The following is a 20,386-nucleotide window of genomic DNA, read 5'->3' as shown; positions in this document are numbered from 1 at the left end:
GGTGTTTCTCGCCCGTACTCCCCTCAGCTCTGTGCGAGAGATATTGCTCCATGAACATTCACGAGCACCAGGCGAAAGCCCTGTTGAAATCTTACGGCGCTCCGGTCGCCGAAGGTATCGCCGTGTTTTCCGTCGAAGAAGCTTCCAAAGCCGCTGACCAGCTGCCCGGTCCGCTCTGGGTTGTGAAATCCCAGATCCATGCCGGCGGCCGCGGCAAGGGCAAGTTCAAGGAACTGCCCGCCGACGCCAAAGGCGGCGTGCGCCTCGCCTTCTCCAAGGAAGATGTGGCCAAGCACGCCAAGGAAATGCTGGGCAACACCCTGGTGACCCACCAGACCGGCCCCGAGGGCAAGCAGGTCAACCGGCTGTACATTGAAGACGGCGCGGATATCGAATCCGAGCTCTATCTGTCGCTTCTGGTGAACCGCGAAACCGGCCAGGTGGCCTTTGTGGTCTCCACCGAAGGCGGCATGGATATCGAGCAAGTCGCCGAAGACACGCCCGAGAAGATCCTGACCGTCAATATCGACCCGCTGACCGGCGTCACCGCTGACGATGCGTCCGAGATCGCGAAAGCGCTCAAGCTTGAAGGTCAGGCGCGCGACGACATGCTGTCGCTGGCGCCGATCCTCTACAAGGCGTTCACCGAGAAGGATATGGCCCTTCTGGAAGTGAACCCGCTGATCGTCATGGAAAACGGCCGCCTGCGCGTGCTGGACGCCAAGGTGTCCTTCGACGGCAACGCCCTGTTCCGCCACGACGACGTGCGTGAACTGCGCGATCTGTCTGAAGAAGACGAAAAAGAGATCGAAGCGTCCAAATACGACCTCGCCTACATCGCCCTCGACGGCGATATCGGCTGCATGGTGAACGGCGCGGGCCTGGCGATGGCCACCATGGACATCATCAAGCTCTACGGCGCCGAGCCGGCGAACTTCCTGGATGTGGGCGGCGGCGCTTCGAAAGAGAAAGTGACGGCGGCGTTCAAGATCATCACGGCCGATCCGAACGTCAAAGGCATCCTCGTGAACATCTTCGGCGGCATCATGCGCTGCGACGTCATCGCCGAGGGCGTGGTCGCCGCGGTGAAGGAAGTCGGCCTGAAGGTTCCGCTGGTGGTCCGTCTTGAGGGCACCAATGTGGACCTCGGCAAGAAGATCCTCAACGAAAGTGGTCTCGACATCACCTCGGCTGACGATCTCGACGACGCCGCGAAGAAAATCACCGCTGCTGTGAAAAAGGCCTAAGCCATGTCTGTACTCGTCAATAAAGACACCAAAGTCATCGTTCAGGGCCTGACCGGCAAGACCGGCACCTTTCACACCGAACAGGCGCTGAACTATTACGGCACCAAGATGGTCGCCGGCGTGCACCCCAAGAAGGGCGGCGAAAGCTGGACGTCAGGGCTGGACGGCTCGGCCACCCTGCCGATCTTCGCCTCCGTGGGTGAAGCCAAGGAAGCCACCGGCGCCACCGCATCCGTGATCTACGTGCCGCCGGCCGGCGCCGGCGCCGCGATCATCGAGGCGATTGATGCGGGCATCGATCTGATCACCTGCATCACCGAAGGCATTCCGGTGATGGACATGGTCAAGGTGAAAGCCCGCCTTGCGAAGTCCAACTCCCGCCTTCTGGGGCCGAACTGCCCCGGCGTTCTGACCCCGGAAGAGTGCAAGATCGGCATCATGCCGGGCTCCATCTTCAAGAAGGGCTCGGTCGGCGTCGTCTCTCGCTCCGGCACCCTGACCTATGAAGCCGTGTTCCAGACCTCCAATGCGGGCCTGGGTCAGACCACGGCTGTGGGCATTGGCGGCGACCCGGTCAAAGGCACCGAGTTCATCGACGTGCTGGAGATGTTCCTGGCCGACGACGAGACCAAGTCGATCATCATGATCGGCGAGATCGGCGGCTCTGCGGAAGAAGAAGCGGCGCAGTTCCTGAAAGACGAAGCCAAGAAAGGCCGTAAAAAGCCGATGGTCGGCTTCATCGCAGGCCGCACCGCGCCTCCGGGCCGCACCATGGGCCATGCCGGCGCCATCGTGTCCGGCGGCAAGGGCGGCGCTGAAGACAAGATCGAGGCCATGAAGGCGGCGGGCATCACCGTCTCCGACAGCCCGGCCCGTCTCGGCGACACCCTGGTCGAAGTCCTCAAGGGCTAAGGCCTGCGCCAGATCTGAAAAAGCCCCCGTCCGGCGATCCGGGCGGGGGTTTTTGTATCGGTGTGGAAATCAGCGCGGCTCAGCCTAAAGTCTGATGCGATGGGGCGGTCGCCCCTGAATGTCTGAACCGCAAGGACTGAAATGCTCTGATTGCAGTAAAAAGCGGGCGCTTTTTCCGATTTGCGGCGCTTCGGTCTTCTATTTCTTAACTAACAGGCATAAATGTCGGGTCAAACCACATGCGCGCGTCCGAGACGGCGCGCGTCCCCTCAGATGCCGATTGAATGGCGCCATGGCTGACGAACGCTCCCCCCAAAATCAGACTTTCCTGGACACCTCGTTCCTGTTTGGCGGCAATGCCGTCTATCTCGAGCAAATGGCGGCGAAATACGCGGCTGATCCGGCCTCGGTGCCAGACAGCTGGCGCGCCTTCTTTGCCGAAGTAGGCGATGCGCCCGCCGACGCCAGCCAGGCCGCCAAGGGCCCGGCGTGGAAACGCAAGGACTGGCCGCGCCCCGCCAATGGCGAACTGGTGACCGCGCTCGGCGATATCGAGAGCGCGACCATGGCGCTGCCCGACGCGGTGGCTGAGCACAAAGGCGCCGGCGCGTCTGCTGAGGACGTGCACAAGGCGGTCAAGGATTCCATCGCCGCGATCATGCTGATCCGCGCCTACCGCATGCGCGGCCATTTGGCGGCGGATCTCGATCCGCTCAAGCTCACCAGCTTTGGCGAGCAGCCCGAGCTGAGCCCGGCGACCTATGGCTTTGCCGAGGATGATCTGGATCGCGAGATCTTCATCAACGGCTATCTGGGTCTTGAGACGGCGACCGTGCGCCAGATGCTCGACATCTTGAAGCGTACCTATTGCTCCACCTTCGGCGTGGAGTTCCAGCACATCTCAAACCCCGAAGAGAAAGCCTGGCTGCAAGAGCGCATCGAGGGTCCGGACAAGGAGATCGCCTTCTCCAAGGAAGGCAAGATCGCCATCCTCAAGAAGATCATCGAGACCGGCGCGTTCGAGAACTTCCTGCACAAGCGCTATCCGGGCACCAAGCGCTTCGGCATTGATGGCGGCGAGAGCCTGATCCCGGCGCTGGAGCAGATCATCAAGCGCGGCGGCGCGCTGGGCGTCAAAGACATCATTCTGGGCATGCCGCACCGGGGCCGCCTGAACGTGCTGGCCGCCGTGATGGGCAAGCCCTATCACGTGATCTTCCACGAGTTTCAGGGCGGCGACACGCTCGGTCAGGTGGATTACGCCTCGGGCGATGTGAAATACCATCTGGGCTCGTCGTCTGATCGCGAGTTTGACGGCAACAAGGTCCACCTGTCGCTCACCCCGAACCCGTCGCACCTGGAAGCGGTGAACCCGGTGGTGCTGGGCAAGGCCCGCGCCAAACAGACCCAGTTCCGCCGTGATGACGGTGACGGCTCCAATTATGTCGAGAAAGTCCTGCCGCTCCTGCTGCATGGCGACGCCGCCTTCGCCGGTCAGGGCGTTGTGACGGAATGTTTCGGTCTGTCGGGGCTGCGCGGTCACCGCACCGGCGGCGCGATCCATTTTGTGGTGAACAACCAGATCGGCTTCACCACCGACCCCAAGGACAGCCGCTCTTCGCCTTATCCCTCTGACGTGGCGCTGATGGTTCAATCGCCGATCTTCCACGTGAACGGCGATGATCCGGAAGCTGTGACCTTCGCCACCAAAGTCGCGGCGGAATATCGCCAGCGCTTTGGCAAGGACGTGGTCGTGGACATGTTCTGCTACCGCCGCTACGGCCATAACGAGGGTGATGATCCCAGCTTCACCCAGCCGATCATGTACAAGACCATCTCCAAGCATCCCACCACGCTGGAGCTCTATACCAAGCGCCTGATCCAGGAAGGCGTGACCACCCAGAAAGAGGTCGACGGCTGGGTCGAGGAGTTTGCGCAATTCCTCGATGACGAGTTTGAGAAAGCCAAATCCTACAGCCCCAACCGGGCGGACTGGCTGGACGGCGTCTGGCAGGGCCTGGGCCTGCCTGAAGAGGATGATCGTCGCGGTCAGACCGCGGTCGAGGCGAGCGTGCTCACCGACATCGCTGACAAGATGACGACGGTGCCTGAAGACATCGCCATCCACAAAACCCTCAAGCGCGTGATTGCGAACCGTCGCAAGGCGGTTCTGGACGATCAGAACGGCATTGACTGGGCGACGGCGGAGCATCTGGCTTTCGGGTCGCTTCTCAAGGAAGGCTTCCCGGTGCGCCTGTCCGGTCAGGATTGCGGCCGCGGGACCTTCTCCCAGCGTCACTCCCATGTGATCGATCAGAACACGGAAGAACGCTATACGCCGCTCAACAATCTGGGCGGTGACCAGGCGCGCTATGAAGTCATCGACTCCATGCTGTCTGAGGAAGCGGTGCTCGGCTATGAGTATGGCTACACCCTGTCCGCGCCCAATTCGCTGGTGATGTGGGAAGCCCAATTCGGCGACTTCACCAATGGCGCGCAGGTGATCATCGACCAGTTCATCTCCTCGTCCGAGCGCAAATGGCTGCGCATGTCGGGTCTGGTGATGCTGTTGCCGCACGGCTATGAGGGTCAGGGCCCCGAGCACTCCTCCGCCCGCCTCGAGCGTTATCTGCAGCAGTGCGCCGAAGACAACATGCAGGTCGCCAACTGTTCGACGCCGGCCAACTATTTCCACATCCTGCGTCGCCAGATCCATCGGGGTTTCCGTAAACCGCTGGTGATCATGACGCCGAAATCCCTGCTGCGTCACAAGCGCTGCATCAGCCCGCTCGCAGAATTCGCGGAAGGCTCAAGCTTCCACCGCGTGCTGTGGGATGATGCGGACATGACCGTGCGCGAAGGCCGCTCGGACGTGGCCACCGGCCGTGCTGAAATCCCGCTGACCTCTGACGACAAGATCCGCCGCGTGGTTCTGTGCTCGGGTAAGGTCTATTACGACCTGCTTGAAGCGCGTGAAGAGCGTAAGATCGACGACGTCTATCTGTTGCGGGTGGAGCAGTTCTACCCCTTCCCGGCCAAATCGGTGATCGACGAGCTCAAGCGCTTTGACAACGCCGATGTGGTCTGGTGTCAGGAAGAGCCCAAGAATATGGGCGCCTGGAGCTTTGTGGAGCCCTATCTGGAATTCTGTCTTGAGAAGTCCAACACCAAGAGTTCGCGCGCCCGCTATGTGGGCCGAGCGGCCTCGGCCTCCACGGCGACGGGCCTCCTGTCCAAGCACCAGGCCCAGCAAGCCGCCCTCATTGACGAAGCCCTCTCGTAAGCCGTCGCCCGCACGAAGACCTTTCTAGGAAAGAGCTAAAAATGACCGAGATCACCGTCCCCACCCTCGGCGAATCCGTGACCGAAGCCACTGTCGGCGAATGGCAGGTTTCCGAAGGCGACGCCGTGAAGAAAGACGACATCCTGGTGGAGCTGGAAACCGACAAGGTGTCGGTTGAAGTGCGCGCCGAGGAAGATGGTGTCCTCTCCAAGATCGTCGCCCAGGAAGGCGACACCGTGGAGATCGGCGCGACGTTGGCGGAGCTGGGCGCAGGCGGCGGGGCATCCGCCTCCAAAGCCTCTGACGACAAGCCGGCGAAGAAATCCGAAGCCAAGTCTGGCGACTCCAACGGGACGTCTGGCGGCGGCGATCTGATCGACGCCAAGGTCCCGGTGATGGGCGAAAGCGTCGCTGAAGGCCAGGTCGGCCAGTGGCTGGTGCAGCCCGGCGAGGCCGTCGAGCAGGACCAGGCGCTGTTAGAGATCGAAACCGACAAGGTGGCCGTGGAAGTGCCGGCTCCGGCGGCGGGTGTTCTTGAAGAACAGCTTGTGGCGGAAGGCGACACCGTCACCCCTGACCAGGTGATCGGCAAGATTCGCGCGGGCGCGTCCGCGTCTGCTGCGCCGAAGTCCGAGGATGCGCCGAAAGCGGCGGCGTCTTCGTCCTCTTCGGGCGGTGACGCCAAGGCCATGCCGTCCGCCAATCGCGTGGCGTCTGAAAACAATCTGGACCTGTCCAAGGTCGAAGGCACCGGCAAGGATGGCCGCGTCACCAAGGGTGATGCGCTGAAAGCCGTGCAGTCTGGCGGCGCGGCGCCTGCCCCGGCTGCGGAGAAATCCTCCAAGCCGCGTGACACCGGCCCGCGCGAAGAGCGCGTGAAGATGACCCGCCTGCGTCAGACCATCGCCCGCCGTCTGAAAGACGCGCAGAACTCTGCGGCGATGCTCACCACCTATAACGAAGCGGATATGAGCGCGATCATGTCCCTGCGTAAGGAAATCCAGGACGATTTCGTCGCCAAGCACGGCGTCAAGCTGGGCTTCATGAGCTTCTTCGTGAAGGCTTGCGTCGCGGCGCTCAAAGACGTCCCGGCGGTCAATGCCGAGATCGACGGCACGGACATCATCTACAAGAACTATTACGACATGGGCGTGGCCGTCGGCACCGATCGCGGCCTTGTGGTGCCTGTGGTCCGCGATGCGGACGACCTGTCGCTGGCCGGCGTCGAGAAATCCATCATGGATCTGGGCAAGCGCGCCCGCGACGGCAAGCTCGGCATTGACGACATGCAGGGCGCCAGCTTCACGATCTCCAATGGCGGCGTGTACGGCTCGCTGCTGTCGAGCCCGATCCTGAACGCGCCGCAGTCGGGCATTCTGGGCATGCACAAGATCCAGGAGCGCCCGGTCGCCATCAATGGCGAAGTGAAGATCCGTCCGATGATGTATCTGGCGCTCAGCTATGACCACCGCATCGTGGACGGCAAGGAAGCGGTGACCTTCCTCGTGCGCGTCAAGGAAAGCCTTGAGAACCCGCAGCGCCTGCTGCTCGACATCTAGTCGATCTCATAAGGTTCAAACGATCAGCCCCGGCCCGATGCGGCCGGGGTTTTTCGTTTGGGGCTGGGCGCGAGAGCCGTTTTTAGCTTAGAATACGGCCATAACCTTGGGGGAGGCACTCTGATGGCCGATGACATTGAAATTGCAACCGAGCGTCCGAAGACGCCGGTCTGGTTCTGGATCGTGGGCGTTGTGGCGTTGATCTGGAACGGCTTCGGGGCGGTGGATTATACGCTGACGCAAATGGGCAATGAGGCGTATCTGTCCGCCTTCACCGAGGAACAGCTCGCCTTCTATCTGGGCTTTCCGCTCTGGTATGAGGCGGTCTGGGCCATCGCGGTGTGGAGCGCAATGCTGGGCAGTGCGGCGCTCCTGATCCGCACACGCTTCGCCGCGCCGCTGTTTCTGGTCTCCATCGCCTTCTACATCATCAGTGCGGCCTATCTGTTCGGCTTCACCGCCGCCTATGACCTGATGGGCGGGATCGGCGGAGTGATCTTCTCGCTCGTGATCTTCTTGAGCCTGGTCGCTTTCTGGCGGGTCGCAAGCTGGGGCGTGAAAGCGGGCGTGCTTCGGTAACGGGCTTGAAAGCGTTCGGGGTTACACCGACCTGTAAACGCATAGCCGCTCTGCATCCTTCGCCGCATTGACGCGGGGGAGGGCAGGAGTAGGGTGCGGCTAACCCCTCCTTAGCGCGCTTCATGGCGCGCGTTTACCGATGACGGTGTACCCCATGGCAGATCAATATGATGTGGTGATTATCGGCGGCGGCCCCGGCGGCTATAACTGCGCCATCCGCGCAGGCCAGCTGGGTCTGAAGACGGCCTGTATCGAGTCGCGCAAGACGTTGGGCGGCACCTGCCTGAATGTGGGCTGCATTCCGTCCAAGGCGATGCTGCACGCGTCAGAGCTTTACGAGGAAGCCAACAAGAATTTCGCCGATATGGGCATCGAGGTCGGCAAGTTGTCGCTGAACCTCAAGAAAATGATGGGTCAGAAGGATGACGCCGTCGACGGTCTGACCAAGGGCGTGGAATTCCTGTTCAAGAAGAACAAGGTCGACCATGTCCGCGGCAAAGGCCGCATCGCCGGCAAGGGCAAGGTGATTGTCACCGGCGAGGACGGCAAGGAAACCGAGCTCAGCGCCAAGAACATCGTCATCGCGACAGGCTCTGAAGTCACCCCGCTGCCGGGCGTCGAGATTGATGAGGAGCGCATTGTCTCCTCCACCGGCGCGCTGGAGCTCAAGGAAGTCCCCAAAAAGCTGATCGTCATCGGCGCAGGCGTGATCGGGCTTGAGCTCGGCTCGGTCTGGCGTCGTCTGGGCGCGGACGTGACCGTGGTGGAATTCCTCGATCGCGCGCTGCCGGGCATGGATGGCGAGGTCTCCAAACAGGCCAAGCGTCTGTTTGAAAAGCAGGGCATGAGCTTCAAGCTGTCGCGCAAGGTGACCGGCATCGAAAAGCTCAAGACCAAGCTCAAGGTCACCACCGAAGCGGCCAAAGGCGGCTCTGAAGAGGTGCTGGACGCGGACGTGGTGCTGGTCTGCATTGGTCGCCGTCCGTACACGGAAGGCCTGGGGCTCGAGACGGTCGGGATCGAGATCGACAAGCGCGGCATGATCGAAAACGACCATTTCAAGACGTCTGCTGAGGGCGTGTGGGTGGTCGGTGACGTCACCTCAGGGCCGATGCTGGCGCACAAGGCGGAAGACGAAGGCACGGCGGTGGCCGAGCTGATCGCCGGCAAGGCCGGCCACGTCAATTATGACGCCATCCCCAATGTGGTGTACACTTACCCCGAGATCGCTTCGGTCGGTCAGACCGAGGAACAGCTCAAGGAAGCGGGCCGCAAATACAAGTCCGGCGCCTTCCCGTTCATGGCGAACTCGCGCGGCCGCACGAACCACACCACGGACGGCTTCGTGAAAATCCTGGCCGACGCTGAGACCGACGAAATCCTGGGCGCGCATATTGTCGGTCCGAACGCCGGCGAGCTGATCGCAGAACTGACTGTGGCCATGGAATTCCGGGCGGCGTCTGAAGACATCGCGCGCACCTGCCACGCCCACCCGACCCTGTCTGAAGCCGTGCGTCAGGCGGCCATGGGGGTCGAGGGCTGGACCATGCAGATGTAAGCCGTCCCAGACTGTCACCGGGTGCGTTTGGAACTATGTCACGAAAATGTCTGACGACATTTGCGGGGCGGTGCGCCATAACGCGCCCGGACGGGTCTTCGGAGGTTTACCGGTGACGATTTCGACTCAACAGCAGTCCAGTTCAACGCTGGAAATCCGCGGCCCACGCTTGCGGCTGGTGGCGATTGATGCGGAATTGGCGCGCCTGCAAGTGACCGACAAGGACGGCTTTTTCGCCGCTCTGGGCGCACAGCGCGAACCCGCCTGGCCGCCCATCGCGGATGATGAGCCAAAGCTGGCGGACAAGCTCGAGATTCTCAATCGCACCCCCGAAGAAGCCGGCTGGCGCGGCTGGGTCTTTCTGATGGGCTGGACGCCCGACGGCCTTGACCGGGCGGTGGGCGTGGGCGGGTTCCACGGCCCGCCCGATGAACAGGGCTGTGTTGAAATCGGCTATGCGATGCAGCCCAGCTTCCGAGAGCAGGGCCTCGCCACAGAAGCCGTGGACGGGCTCGTGGGCTGGGCGTTTGACCATCCTGAAGTCAGCTGTGTGCGCGCCCAGACCCTGCCGCACCTGACCGCCTCGATCCGCGTGCTTGAAAAAACAGGCTTCACCATCGTTGAGCAATTGACCGACGAGAGCGGCGAAACCCTTTGCCTGTTCGAGCGCAAGCGCGACTAGCCGCTGCGTTTGCGGGCTCTGGGATGGGTGGCGGCGTGGATCGCCATCAGCCGGCTTGATTCGATATCCGCATAGATCTGGGTGGTGCTCAGCGAGGCGTGACCCAGAAGATCCTGGATCGCTCGCAGATCGCCGCCATGCGCCAGAAGATGGGTCGCAAAGGCGTGCCGCAGGGCGTGCGGCGTGGCGCTGGCGGGCAATCCCAGCCGGGATCGAAGCGTCTGCATCGCCGTCTGCATGGCGCGCGGCTGCAGCGCGCCCCCGCGGCTGGCGCGAAACAAGGGGTCATCGCGCTCGATCTGATACGGACAGGCGTCCACATACGCGCTCACAGCTTGACGCACGATGGGCAGAACCGGAACGATCCGGCTCTTGCCGCCCTTGCCGGTTACGCGCAGCACATCCGGCAAAGGATGATCGCGGCCTGTCAGAGCCAGCGCTTCCGAGATGCGCAGGCCGCACCCATACAGCAGGCTGAGCACGGCGGCGTCGCGTTGGCCGATCCAGGGTTCCGCGGCGCCGAGACGGGCTTCCTTGAGCAGGGATTTGGCCGCGCTTTCGCTGACCGGGCGCGGCTGGCGCCGGGGCGCTTTGGGTGATTCCACAAGGCCGAGCGCAGGATTGTCGAGGCCCCAGCGGCGACGGCCATAACCGTAAAAGGTGCGTGCGGCGGACAGGCCACGTTGCAGCGTGCGCGGTCCGACCCCGTCCCGCCGCCGATCCGCCAGCCAGGCGCGCCAGTCGGCGCTGGTCAGCTGTGAGAGGGTTTTAAGCGTCAGCGCGCCGCCCAGATGCCCGGTGAGAAACTCAAACAAGCCCGACAGGTCGCGGTGATACGCCTCGACCGTACGCGGGCTCAGCCGACGCTCGCCCTCAAGATGGGATACAAACGCGGTGAGGGCGGCGTCCGCGCCAAGATCGGGTTCGCCTAGCTGCGCAGCCATGGCGCGATCCGGCGCTCAAGCGCCCGGGCCAGGAAATGGATGAGGTCTGCGCCCTGATCCGCCGTGAAAGCCCGTGCATCCCGACTGGCCAGGCACAGAACGCCGGGATGGCCGCCGATCTCGATCCGCGCGATGGCTTCAGAGCGCATGTTCGGGCCGAGCGGGCCGTAGAGCGCATCAGCGAATCGCCCGTTCACAAGCCCCAGGCGTTCGCTGTCATCGCCCAGCAGGCCGTCCGCCAGCTCCGGCGAGCAGCCCAGGATCGCGTCTGCGTCTTTCAGCGGGGAATGACCTTCGAGAAACACTCTGACAGCGTCCACGCTCAAGGCGCCTGCGACGCGGCCCGCGAGCTTGTGATCGAGCGCGCTGAGGTCTTCGGCTTCCAAGATCGCCAGAACAGCAGCGTGGGTCTGGGCCTGGGCGGCCATATTGGCCTTGGCGAGCGCGATCAAAGCGTCGCTGGTGGCGCGCGCCTTGCGCAAATCTTTTTCCAGTTTCTTCTGACGGCGCTGGCCCAGATCGACAACGCTGTCGCCTGAGTCTGCGGCGCGAATCGCGGCCATCAGCTCAGGGTCCCCGGTGATCACTTCCGGGCGCGCCCGCAAGGCGGTGCGCAGGGTTTCCAGATCCAGCGTGTCCAGGGCGCTCATCATTTGATCTCCATGCCAACGCTCCTTCAGTGCCAGAGCAGGCTTGTGAATGCGTTAACCCTGAGGCGTTCGGCCTGCGCTTTGTTAGACTGAACCAGAATCAAACCTTGAAAGGATCAGCCTGCCGGTGAGCGACGCCGCCCCATCCCCGCAACGCGCCTCGGTCCTGTTTCCGATGCCTTTGCCCGAACCGTTTGACTATGCGGTTCCAGAGGGCGTGCGCGTGAAGCCCGGCGATCATGTGCTGGCGCCGCTGGGCAAGCGCAGCGCGCCGGGCGTGGTGTGGGATGTGGGCCCTGATGACGGCAAGCGCACGCTGAAACCTCTCGATGATCTGCGCGGCGGGCCTCCGCTCAGCGCCTCCATGCGCGAGTTCATCGACTGGGCGGCGCGCTATCTGGTGGAGCCGCCCGGCGTCGTTTTGCGCGCGGTGCTCCGAAGCCCGGGCGCGCTCAAACCTTCACCCACCGAGACGCTCTATCATTCCACCGGCCAGACCCTCATTCGTTTGACCCCGGCGAGGCGCGCTGTTCTGGACGCTGTGGAGCAAGGCCCCGCCAGCGCTGCCGAGCTAGGGCGCCGTGCGGGCGTGTCCGCGTCCGTCGTGAAAGGGCTCGCCGAGGCGGGCGGTTTGCGGGCGGAAGAGGCGCCGGTTGATCCGCCGTTTGAGGCGCCTGATCCGTATAAGGAGGGCATCGAACTCAACCCGGTTCAGGCGGAGGCGGCTTCGACCTTGCGCCGTCTGGTGGCGGCGGGCGGGTTTCAGGCGGCGCTGCTCGATGGCGTGACCGGGTCGGGCAAGACCGAAGTGTATTTCGAGGCCATCGCCGAGCTGATGCGGCGCGAGCCCGAAGCGCAAATTCTGGTGCTGCTGCCTGAGATTGCGCTGACCCAGGCGGTGACCAAGCGGTTCAAGGACCGCTTCGGGGTCGAGCCTGCTTTGTGGCACTCAGGCCTTGCGGACAAGGAGCGTCGCCGCACCTGGCGTGAAGTGGCGTCTGGCCGGGCGAAGATCGTCGCCGGAGCGCGCTCGTCGATCTTTCTGCCGTTCACCAATCTGCGCGGCGTGATCGTCGATGAGGAGCACGATCCGACCTATAAACAGGATGAAAACCTCACCTATAACGCCCGCGATCTGGCGGTGGCGCGCGCCAAGCTGCAGGGCGCGGTCTGCGTGCTCGCCAGCGCCACGCCCTCGCTTGAAAGCCTCGTGAACGCCGAGGCTGGGCGGTATGTGCATGTGGTGCTGCCGAGCCGGGCCGGCGGCGCGGTATTGCCTGATATCGAGCTTCTGGACCTGCGTGAAAACCCGCCTGAGAAGGGCGAATGGCTGTCGCCGCCGCTGCACAAAGCCGTGGCCGAGACGCTCGCGCGTGGTGAGCAGGCCATGCTCTATCTCAACCGTCGCGGCTTCGCCCCGCTGGTTTTGTGCAAGGCCTGCGGGCACAAGATGAAAAGCCCCGAGGCGGACCGCTGGCTGGTGGAGCATCGCTATACCGGGCGGCTGGTCTGCCATGTCACCGGCTTTTCCATGCCCAAGCCCAAAGCCTGCCCTGAGTGCGGCGCGCTGGACTCGCTGATCGGGGTGGGGCCGGGCGTGGAGCGGGTGGCCGAAGAAGCGCGTCAGCGATTCCCCGAAGCGCGGGTGGAGGTGTTTTCCTCCGACACCGCCCAGAACGGCGATGATGTGCGCTCCATCGTACAGCGCATGGAAGACGGTGAGATCGACATTCTGGTCGGCACCCAGATCGCTGCGAAAGGCCACAACTTTCCTCATTTGACGCTGGTGGGCGTGGTGGATGCTGATCTGGGGCTCGCAGGCGGGGATTTGCGCGCCGGCGAGCGCACCTATCAGACTTTGGTGCAGGCGGCGGGGCGCGCCGGACGCGCAGACCGGCCGGGCCGGGCGATCTTGCAGACCTGGAATCCCGAACACGAAGCGCTGCAGGCGCTGGCCAATGGAGACCGGGACGGCTTCCTCGCCGCGGAGCGCATGATGCGCGAAATGCTGGGCCTGCCGCCCTTTGGCCGCCTTGCGGCGCTCATCGTCTCTGGTCCCGACCCGGCGCAGCTTGATGACGCCTGCCAGTTGATCGCCCGCGCTGCGCCGGTGTCTGACGGGGTGCAGGTGTTCGGCCCCGCCGAAGCGCCTTTGGGCGTGGTGCGCGGGCGCTGGCGGCGGCGGTTTCTGGTGCAGGCGCCAAGGAATGTGGATGTCTCCGCTTTCATGCGCGCCTGGATGGGCCGGATGAAACCTCCGTCTGCGGTGCGTGTCGTGCTCGATATCGAGCCGTATTCGTTTCTTTAAGGCTCTTGGCTCAGGGCGACGGTACTCGCTTGGCCATTGCGCCAAACCGTCAGGGTCTGGACGGATTGCACATTGAGTTCATCTGAGAGCCAAAGCGCGGTTTCGCATCGGGCGGCGGCGGATTGGGTCTCAAGGCTGCGTCCGTCCACGGACAGAACGACATCACCCACTTGTAGTCCAGCGTGCGCCGCTGGCGTGTCCTCGTACAGCCGGACGAGCTCGGCCTGGTCGCCCACAAGCGCGATAGAGAAGTCTTGCGGAGGGCTTGCCATCAGAGGGTCGGCCAGCGGGTTGAGGCTGATCTGGGCTCCTGGGTAATCGAGCGTCACCACATAGGTCTTCAGAAGCCCGGCGCCGAACAGCGTGGGAGCGATCGGGCGAAGATCAGACGAAATGCGGGCCAAATCATCTCCGCCCACTCTCACCCCGTCCAGATGGGCGCGTGTGAGCGGTTCAGGTTCAGACCAGCCGCCAGCGGACTCCCCGGCGCGGCCGTGCCCGGTTTCAAGACTGCCCGGAACAATGCGTTGCTGGACAGCTGGCGTTTCCGCCGCCTGTTGAAAGAGAGCGAGCTCACCGCCGAACCCGGTGTCAAAGAGCGCCTTGTCGTTCATATCACCTACGGCGTAGTCGATAACCGGCATGTGTGGATAGCCAAAGTCATGAAGCGCGCCTTCTGGTCCGGGCGAGAGCGTGGGAAAGGCGTTTGCGTCTGCGGCGATAGAGAGAGTTTGTCGCGACAGGTCGATTCGCCACGCGCTGCCTCTCAGGATTTCAGAACCGATTACGCCGTCGCGCATGAAGCAAGCGCCCTGGCTCAGCGTATTGAAGTCAAAGACCAGAACGGGGACGTCGTGAAAGACCACCTCGCCCAGCGTGATCGTGTCGAGGACAGCAATGTCCATGACGACCTCTGCGCCGTGGGCGTCCCGGCCGGTGTTCTGGCCGATGATTTCCAGGTCGAGCGATTCCGCGCGTTCTCGAGAGAGGATGGTGGGCGAACCGGTGTCGAAGATGAAGTCGCCTGACCGGCCGTTCACATCAGCCGCGATAAACAGCTTGTGGAGACGCCAGTCAAAGCCGATTTCGCTGACCTCGGCGCTACGTTCGATACGTATTTCGCGCTGGAAGGCCTCCTGGGGCGTAGCGCCCTGCATCAGGCTGGCTGTCACGGTGAGCGTCATCACGGCGACTGCGGAAAGCGTCATGATCCTCATCCTTGCATCGACGGAAGCGGGTGTAGCCGTAGACGCTAGCGGAGCATCAAGACCAGGTCCCATGAATTCGGGTTCATACAGACTCAACTTAATTTTTGGGAGCGTCCAGTGGGGGGTGAACAGAGCTTTGACGGAGGTTTGGGCTCTCTGGGGAGAGCATGCGACGCAGAAGGAGGTTATTTCACGCACTCCTTGGTGTTGCCGGGCGCGCACCCCTGTGCTAGTTCGGCGCCGGGCTGTGAGACATGCGTGGCGTTAACTCTCGTGTGTCTGACAAGAAGCCAAGTTCCTTCAAGCGTTTGGGCAATGCCGCACTGGTGGGGTCTGGACGCACATCACGAGAAGAAAGCGGCGCAGAACGGTGACCACCGTCGATAATGCGATCATGAGCGAGGCTGGCGAGCGCTATGCGCGCGCCTTGTTCGACCTGGCCGAAGAGGCGGGCGTGCAAGAAGCTGTCGAGACCGATGTGGACGCGCTTGGCGCGGTGCTGTCGGACTCGGCTGATCTTCGCGACGCCCTGAACAGCCCGCTGTATGGCGCGGCTGAAAAAGCAGCTGTGCTCTCTGCTCTGGCTGAAAAGCTGGGCGCCCAGGACCTGACCAAGAAATTTATCGCCGTCACGGCCGGTAATGGCCGTGCGGGCGATATCAAAGACATGCTGCGCGCCTTCAAGGTGCTTGCGGCGCGTAAACGCGGGGCGACTTCGGCTGAAGTCACCACCGCTGATGAGCTGACCGCAACGCAGCTGAAAGAACTGACCGCGGCCTTAAAAACCGCATTGGGCCAGGATGTGGACATTCGCACAGACGTGCGGCCCGACATCCTGGGCGGACTGATCGTGAAGGTCGGTTCGCGCATGTTTGACTCCTCCCTCCGTACAAAGCTGGAGGGGCTGCGCAACACGATGAAAGAGGCGTAGGCCATGGATATCCGGGCGGCGGAAATCTCCGCGATCCTGAAAGAGCAGATCAAGAACTTCGGCGCAGAGGCTGACGTTTCCGACGTTGGTCAGGTGCTGAGCGTGGGCGACGGTATCGCTCGTGTTTACGGTCTTGACGAAGTGCAAGCCGGCGAACTCGTGGAGTTCCCGGGCGGCGTGAAGGGCATGGCCCTGAACCTCGAGCGCGACAATGTCGGCTGCGTGATCTTCGGCGACGACCGGGGCATCAAGGAAGGCGACACCGTCAAGCGTCTGGGCTCCATCGTGGACACCCCGGTCGGCAAAGGCCTTCTGGGCCGTGTCGTGAACGCGCTGGGCGAGCCGATTGACGGCAAGGGCCCGATCGACGCCGCTGAGCGTCGCATCGTCGACGTGAAAGCGCCGGGCATCCTGCCGCGTAAATCGGTTCACGAACCGATGGCCACCGGCATCAAGGCGATCGACTCGATGATCCCCGTCGGCCGCGGCCAGCGCGAACTGATCATCGGCGACCGCCAGACCGGCAAAACCGCCATCGCCATCGACACCATCCTGAACCAGAAACAACTGAACCAGGGTGATGACGAGAGCCAGAAGCTGTACTGCGTCTATGTCGTGGTCGGCCAGAAGCGCTCCACCGTGGCCCAGGTCGTCAAGACGCTCGAGGAAAACGGCGCGATGGAATACTCCATCGTGGTCGCCGCGACCGCGTCCGACCCGGCGCCGATGCAGTTCCTGGCGCCGTTCACCGGCTGCGCCATGGGCGAATATTTCCGCGACAATGGCATGCACGGCCTGATCATCTATGATGACCTGTCCAAGCAGGCTGTGGCGTACCGTCAGATGTCGCTGCTGCTGCGCCGTCCGCCGGGCCGCGAAGCCTATCCGGGCGACGTGTTCTACCTGCACTCCCGTCTGCTGGAGCGCGCGGCGAAGCTCAACGAAAATCATGGCTCAGGCTCGCTGACGGCTCTGCCGATCATCGAAACCCAGGCCAATGACGTGTCCGCCTACATCCCGACCAACGTGATCTCGATCACCGACGGTCAGATCTTCCTGGAAACCGACCTGTTCTACCAGGGCATCCGCCCGGCTGTGAACGTGGGTCTGTCGGTGTCCCGCGTGGGCTCCGCCGCTCAGACCAAAGCCACCAAGGTCGCGGCCGGCAAGATCAAGGGCGAACTCGCTCAGTATCGCGAAATGGCGGCCTTCGCCCAGTTCGGTTCCGACCTGGACGCGGCCACCCAGCAACTGCTCGCCCGCGGCGCGCGTTTGACCGAGCTGCTCAAGCAGCCTCAGTTCAGCCCGCTGTCCATGGAAGAGCAGGCCTGCGTCATGTACGCCGGCACCCGCGGTTATCTGGACAAGATCGAAGTGTCCGCGATCGGTCGTTATGAAGAAGAGCTGCTGCGTCACCTGCACGCAGAGAAAGCCGATCTTCTGGCGGCGATCCGTGACACCAAAAAGCTGTCTGACGAGTCCGAAGCGGCGCTGAAAGCGACGCTGCAGACTTTCACGGCGAACTTCGCATAAGGGCGGGCGCGCTTCGGCGCGCCCAACCTGTCCCACGTCCTGGAAAGGTTTGACCTGACAGGACCACGCGTTTGGGCTGAGGACGAATAATGGCCAGCCTTAAAGAGCTGAAAAACCGGATCAACTCGGTCGAATCGACCAAGAAGATCACCAAGGCGATGCAAATGGTCGCCGCGGCCAAACTGCGCAAGGCGCAGGAGGCGGCGGAAGCTGCACGTCCGTACGCCGAGCGTATGGCGGCGGTGATGGCCAATCTGTCATCGGCCATGGAAGGCCCGGACGCGCCGCGTCTGCTGGTCGGCACGGGCAAGGACGATGTCCATCTGCTCGTCGTCGCCTCTGCGGACCGCGGCCTGTGCGGCGGCTTCAACACCAATATTGCGCGCCTGGCGCGTGAGCGCATCTCGGCGCTGGTCAGCGCGGGCAAGACGGTCAAGGTTCTGACCGTCGGCAAGAAGGGCTATGAAGCCCTCAAGCGCCTGCACGCCGACAAGATCGTTGATCGCATCGAGCTTAAAGATGTGAAGAAGATCGACGGCTCGACGGCGGCGATGGTCGGCGACAAGATCCGCACCCTGTTCGAGGCGGGCGAGTTTGATGTCTGTGAAGTCATCAGCTCGGAATTTGTCTCCGTGATCAGCCAGAAGCCCCGCGCTCAGGTCTTGATCCCGGCGCGCGACGCCATCGACGACACTGTTGAACGTCCCGATCTCAAAGGCGCGATCTACAGCTATGAGCCCGACGAGGAGAGCATCCTCGAGGTTCTGCTGCCGCGTTATGTGGACACGGTCATTCTCTCGGCGCTGCTGGAAAACGCCGCGGGTGAAATGGGCGCCAAGATGGCGGCCATGGATTCTGCGACCCGCAACGCCGGCGAACTGATCGACAAGCTTAATCTGCAATACAACCGCTCCCGCCAGGCGAAAATCACCAAGGAGTTGATCGAGATCATCTCCGGCGCCGAGGCGGTGTAGCGCACCACGGTTTAAACGACAGGCGACCGGGCGCGGCGCCTTGCAAGGTTTGGAAAAGAGGCTGAGACGATGAGCAAGCTCAAAGGCCGTATCGCGCAGGTGACCGGCGCCGTCGTGGACGTAGAGTTCGAAGGCGGTCTTCCGGATATCCTGAATGCTCTGGAAACCAAAAATGGTGACCAGAAGCTGGTTCTGGAAGTGGCGGCCCATCTGGGCGAGAACGTGGTGCGTACGATCGCCATGGACGCCACCGAGGGTCTGAAGCGCGGTTCGGAAGTCACCGACACCGGCTCCCCGATCATGGTTCCGGTCGGTCCGGGCACGCTGGGCCGCATCATGAGCGTCACCGGCGAGCCGATCGACGAAGCCGGCGCTGTGGACGCCGCCATGATGGCGCCGATCCACCGTTCGGCTCCGGCGTTTGAAGAGCAGTCCACCGAGGCTGAAATCCTGCCGACCGGCATCAAGGTCGTCGACCTGCTGTGCCCCTACGCCAAGGGCGGCAAGATCGGCCTGTTCGGCGGCGCAGGCGTCGGCAAGACGGTGCTGATCCAGGAACTGATCAACAACATCGCCAAGCTGTTCGGCGGCTATTCCGTGTTCGCCGGCGTCGGTGAGCGGACCCGCGAAGGCAACGATCTCTATTACGAGATGATCGAATCCGGCGTGAACGTGGATCCGAAGGAAAACAACGGCTCTGCAGAAGGCTCGCGTTGCGCGCTGGTCTTCGGCCAGATGAACGAACCGCCGGGCGCACGTGCTCGCGTGGCGCTGTCCGGCCTCGCTCAGGCGGAATATTTCCGCGATGAGGAAGGCAAGGACGTGCTGTTCTTCGTGGACAACATCTTCCGCTTCACCCAGGCCGGCGCTGAAGTGTCCGCGCTGCTGGGCCGCATCCCGTCCGCCGTGGGCTATCAGCCGACCCTGTCCACCGACATGGGCGCGCTGCAGGAACGCATCACCTCCACCAAGAAGGGGTCCATCACCTCGGTGCAGGCTGTGTACGTGCCGGCCGATGACCTGACTGACCCGGCTCCGGCCACCACCTTCGCCCACCTGGACGCGACCACGGTTCTGAACCGTTCGATCGCCGAAAAGGGCATCTACCCGGCTGTGGACCCGCTGGACTCCACCTCGCGGATCCTCGAGCCGCGCATCGTCGGCGAAGAGCACTATCAGACCGCCCGTCGCGTGCAGGAAATCCTGCAGCGCTACAAGGCTCTGCAAGACATCATCGCCATCCTGGGCATGGACGAGCTGTCTGAAGAGGACAAGCTGGTCGTGGCGCGCGCGCGTAAGATCGAGCGCTTCCTGTCCCAGCCGTTCGACGTGGCTGAAGTCTTCACCGGCTCCCCGGGCATCCAGGTGCCGATCGAAGACACCGTCAAAGGCTTCAAAGGCCTGTGCGACGGCGATTACGATCACCTGCCGGAACCGGCCTTCTACATGGTCGGCACCATCGAAGACGCCGTCAAAAAGGCCGAGAAACTGGCCGCTGACGCCGCGTAAGACTGTTCAGCTGGCGCGTCCTCTTGGATGCGCCAGCGACCAGCTCGCTTTCGGGCGAGCGTATTTGACGCAAGGATCGGCCCATGGCTGACAAGCTGCACTTTGACCTCGTTTCGCCTGAGCGCCGCGTGTTCGCGGGCGAGGTGGACATGGTCGTGGTTCCGGGAACCGAAGGCGACTTTGGTGTGCTGGCGAACCACGCGCCCTTCATGTCGACCATCCGCACCGGCGCGATCGCGGTTCATTCCGGGTCTGACGTCACCCGCACCTTCATCCGCGGCGGGTTTGCGGAAGTCACCGCGAACGGCCTGACCATTCTGGCTGAAGAAGCGATTGATCTGGCGGATGTGGATGCGGACGCGGTCTCAAAATCGCTGACCGAAGCGCGGGAAGATCTGGGCCAGGCGCGCAATGACGAAGAGCGTCACGAGGCTGAAGCCCGCATCGAGAAGTTCCAGGCGTTGCTGAGCGAGCTGTCTCACTAAAGAGTGAAGCCCTGTCATTAGAGG

General features: G+C 63.0%; 16 protein-coding genes. 13 read left to right on the top strand and 3 right to left on the bottom strand.

Annotated features, from left to right (window positions below):
• Window positions 1–50: 50 nt before the first annotated feature.
• The 7 genes from sucC to ACTIGF_RS05345 all read left to right on the top strand — a co-directional run bounded on the left by sucC (window position 51) and on the right by ACTIGF_RS05345 (window position 9,820).
• On the top strand, window positions 51–1,247 hold the full coding sequence (gene sucC, locus ACTIGF_RS05375; protein ID WP_022700641.1) for an ADP-forming succinate--CoA ligase subunit beta: 1,197 nt from the start codon (window positions 51–53) through the stop codon (window positions 1,245–1,247).
• Window positions 1,248–1,250: 3 nt separating this feature from the next.
• Window positions 1,251–2,159: a succinate--CoA ligase subunit alpha gene (gene sucD, locus ACTIGF_RS05370; protein ID WP_439635883.1), complete on the top strand. Its 909-nt coding sequence runs from the start codon at window positions 1,251–1,253 to the stop codon at window positions 2,157–2,159.
• Between the two features lie 292 nt (window positions 2,160–2,451).
• Window positions 2,452–5,442 carry a 2-oxoglutarate dehydrogenase E1 component gene (locus tag ACTIGF_RS05365; RefSeq protein ID WP_439635882.1) on the top strand — a complete coding sequence of 997 codons (2,991 nt, stop codon included), beginning with the start codon at window positions 2,452–2,454 and terminating at the stop codon, window positions 5,440–5,442.
• A gap of 41 nt (window positions 5,443–5,483) precedes the next feature.
• Window positions 5,484–7,001, top strand: a complete 1,518-nt coding sequence (gene odhB / locus ACTIGF_RS05360; protein ID WP_439635881.1) for a 2-oxoglutarate dehydrogenase complex dihydrolipoyllysine-residue succinyltransferase — start codon at window positions 5,484–5,486, stop codon at window positions 6,999–7,001.
• 123 nt (window positions 7,002–7,124) lie between these two features.
• Window positions 7,125–7,580 (top strand): hypothetical protein, encoded by a 456-nt coding sequence (locus ACTIGF_RS05355; RefSeq protein WP_439635880.1) that lies wholly within the window; start codon window positions 7,125–7,127, stop codon window positions 7,578–7,580.
• A gap of 154 nt (window positions 7,581–7,734) precedes the next feature.
• The gene (lpdA, locus tag ACTIGF_RS05350; RefSeq protein ID WP_439635879.1) at window positions 7,735–9,138 is read left to right on the top strand and encodes a dihydrolipoyl dehydrogenase; all 1,404 of its coding nucleotides are present in this window, start codon (window positions 7,735–7,737) and stop codon (window positions 9,136–9,138) included.
• Between the two features lie 112 nt (window positions 9,139–9,250).
• The gene (locus ACTIGF_RS05345; protein ID WP_439635878.1) at window positions 9,251–9,820 is read left to right on the top strand and encodes a GNAT family N-acetyltransferase; all 570 of its coding nucleotides are present in this window, start codon (window positions 9,251–9,253) and stop codon (window positions 9,818–9,820) included.
• On the opposite strand, the gene ACTIGF_RS05340 is transcribed toward ACTIGF_RS05345, so the two are convergent.
• Complete coding sequence (locus ACTIGF_RS05340) at window positions 9,817–10,764, bottom strand: tyrosine recombinase XerC (protein WP_439635877.1); 948 nt, start codon at window positions 10,762–10,764, stop codon at window positions 9,817–9,819. The two genes, ACTIGF_RS05345 and ACTIGF_RS05340, sit on opposite strands and share 4 nt — an antisense overlap.
• Window positions 10,749–11,417 (bottom strand): DUF484 family protein, encoded by a 669-nt coding sequence (locus tag ACTIGF_RS05335; RefSeq protein WP_022700633.1) that lies wholly within the window; start codon window positions 11,415–11,417, stop codon window positions 10,749–10,751. Before ACTIGF_RS05335 ends, ACTIGF_RS05340 begins: the two co-directional genes overlap by 16 nt.
• Window positions 11,418–11,541: 124 nt before the next feature.
• On the opposite strand from ACTIGF_RS05335, the gene ACTIGF_RS05330 reads away from it, so the two are divergent.
• Window positions 11,542–13,722, top strand: a complete 2,181-nt coding sequence (locus tag ACTIGF_RS05330; RefSeq protein WP_439635876.1) for a primosomal protein N' — start codon at window positions 11,542–11,544, stop codon at window positions 13,720–13,722.
• Here ACTIGF_RS05330 and ACTIGF_RS05325 read toward each other — a convergent pair.
• Window positions 13,719–14,930 carry an aspartyl protease family protein gene (locus ACTIGF_RS05325; RefSeq protein WP_439635875.1) on the bottom strand — a complete coding sequence of 404 codons (1,212 nt, stop codon included), beginning with the start codon at window positions 14,928–14,930 and terminating at the stop codon, window positions 13,719–13,721. The two genes, ACTIGF_RS05330 and ACTIGF_RS05325, sit on opposite strands and share 4 nt — an antisense overlap.
• Before the next feature lie 370 nt (window positions 14,931–15,300).
• On the opposite strand from ACTIGF_RS05325, the gene ACTIGF_RS05320 reads away from it, so the two are divergent.
• The 5 genes from ACTIGF_RS05320 to ACTIGF_RS05300 all read left to right on the top strand — a co-directional run bounded on the left by ACTIGF_RS05320 (window position 15,301) and on the right by ACTIGF_RS05300 (window position 20,362).
• On the top strand, window positions 15,301–15,861 hold the full coding sequence (locus ACTIGF_RS05320) for a F0F1 ATP synthase subunit delta (RefSeq protein ID WP_439635874.1): 561 nt from the start codon (window positions 15,301–15,303) through the stop codon (window positions 15,859–15,861).
• A 3-nt stretch (window positions 15,862–15,864) separates the two neighbouring features.
• Entirely contained in the window at window positions 15,865–17,394 is a 1,530-nt protein-coding gene (gene atpA, locus ACTIGF_RS05315) for a F0F1 ATP synthase subunit alpha (RefSeq protein ID WP_160092749.1), read from the top strand.
• 89 nt (window positions 17,395–17,483) lie between these two features.
• Window positions 17,484–18,368 carry a F0F1 ATP synthase subunit gamma gene (locus ACTIGF_RS05310; protein ID WP_439635873.1) on the top strand — a complete coding sequence of 295 codons (885 nt, stop codon included), beginning with the start codon at window positions 17,484–17,486 and terminating at the stop codon, window positions 18,366–18,368.
• Window positions 18,369–18,437: 69 nt separating this feature from the next.
• Complete coding sequence (gene atpD, locus ACTIGF_RS05305) at window positions 18,438–19,877, top strand: F0F1 ATP synthase subunit beta (RefSeq protein ID WP_439635872.1); 1,440 nt, start codon at window positions 18,438–18,440, stop codon at window positions 19,875–19,877.
• An 83-nt stretch (window positions 19,878–19,960) separates the two neighbouring features.
• Complete coding sequence (locus ACTIGF_RS05300) at window positions 19,961–20,362, top strand: F0F1 ATP synthase subunit epsilon (RefSeq protein WP_273020255.1); 402 nt, start codon at window positions 19,961–19,963, stop codon at window positions 20,360–20,362.
• Window positions 20,363–20,386 lie beyond the last annotated feature (24 nt).

The sequence above is a fragment of the Oceanicaulis sp. genome (assembly GCF_051859625.1).
Classification (GTDB): domain Bacteria; phylum Pseudomonadota; class Alphaproteobacteria; order Caulobacterales; family Maricaulaceae; genus Oceanicaulis.
This window is presented reverse-complemented; position numbering and strand designations above follow the sequence as displayed.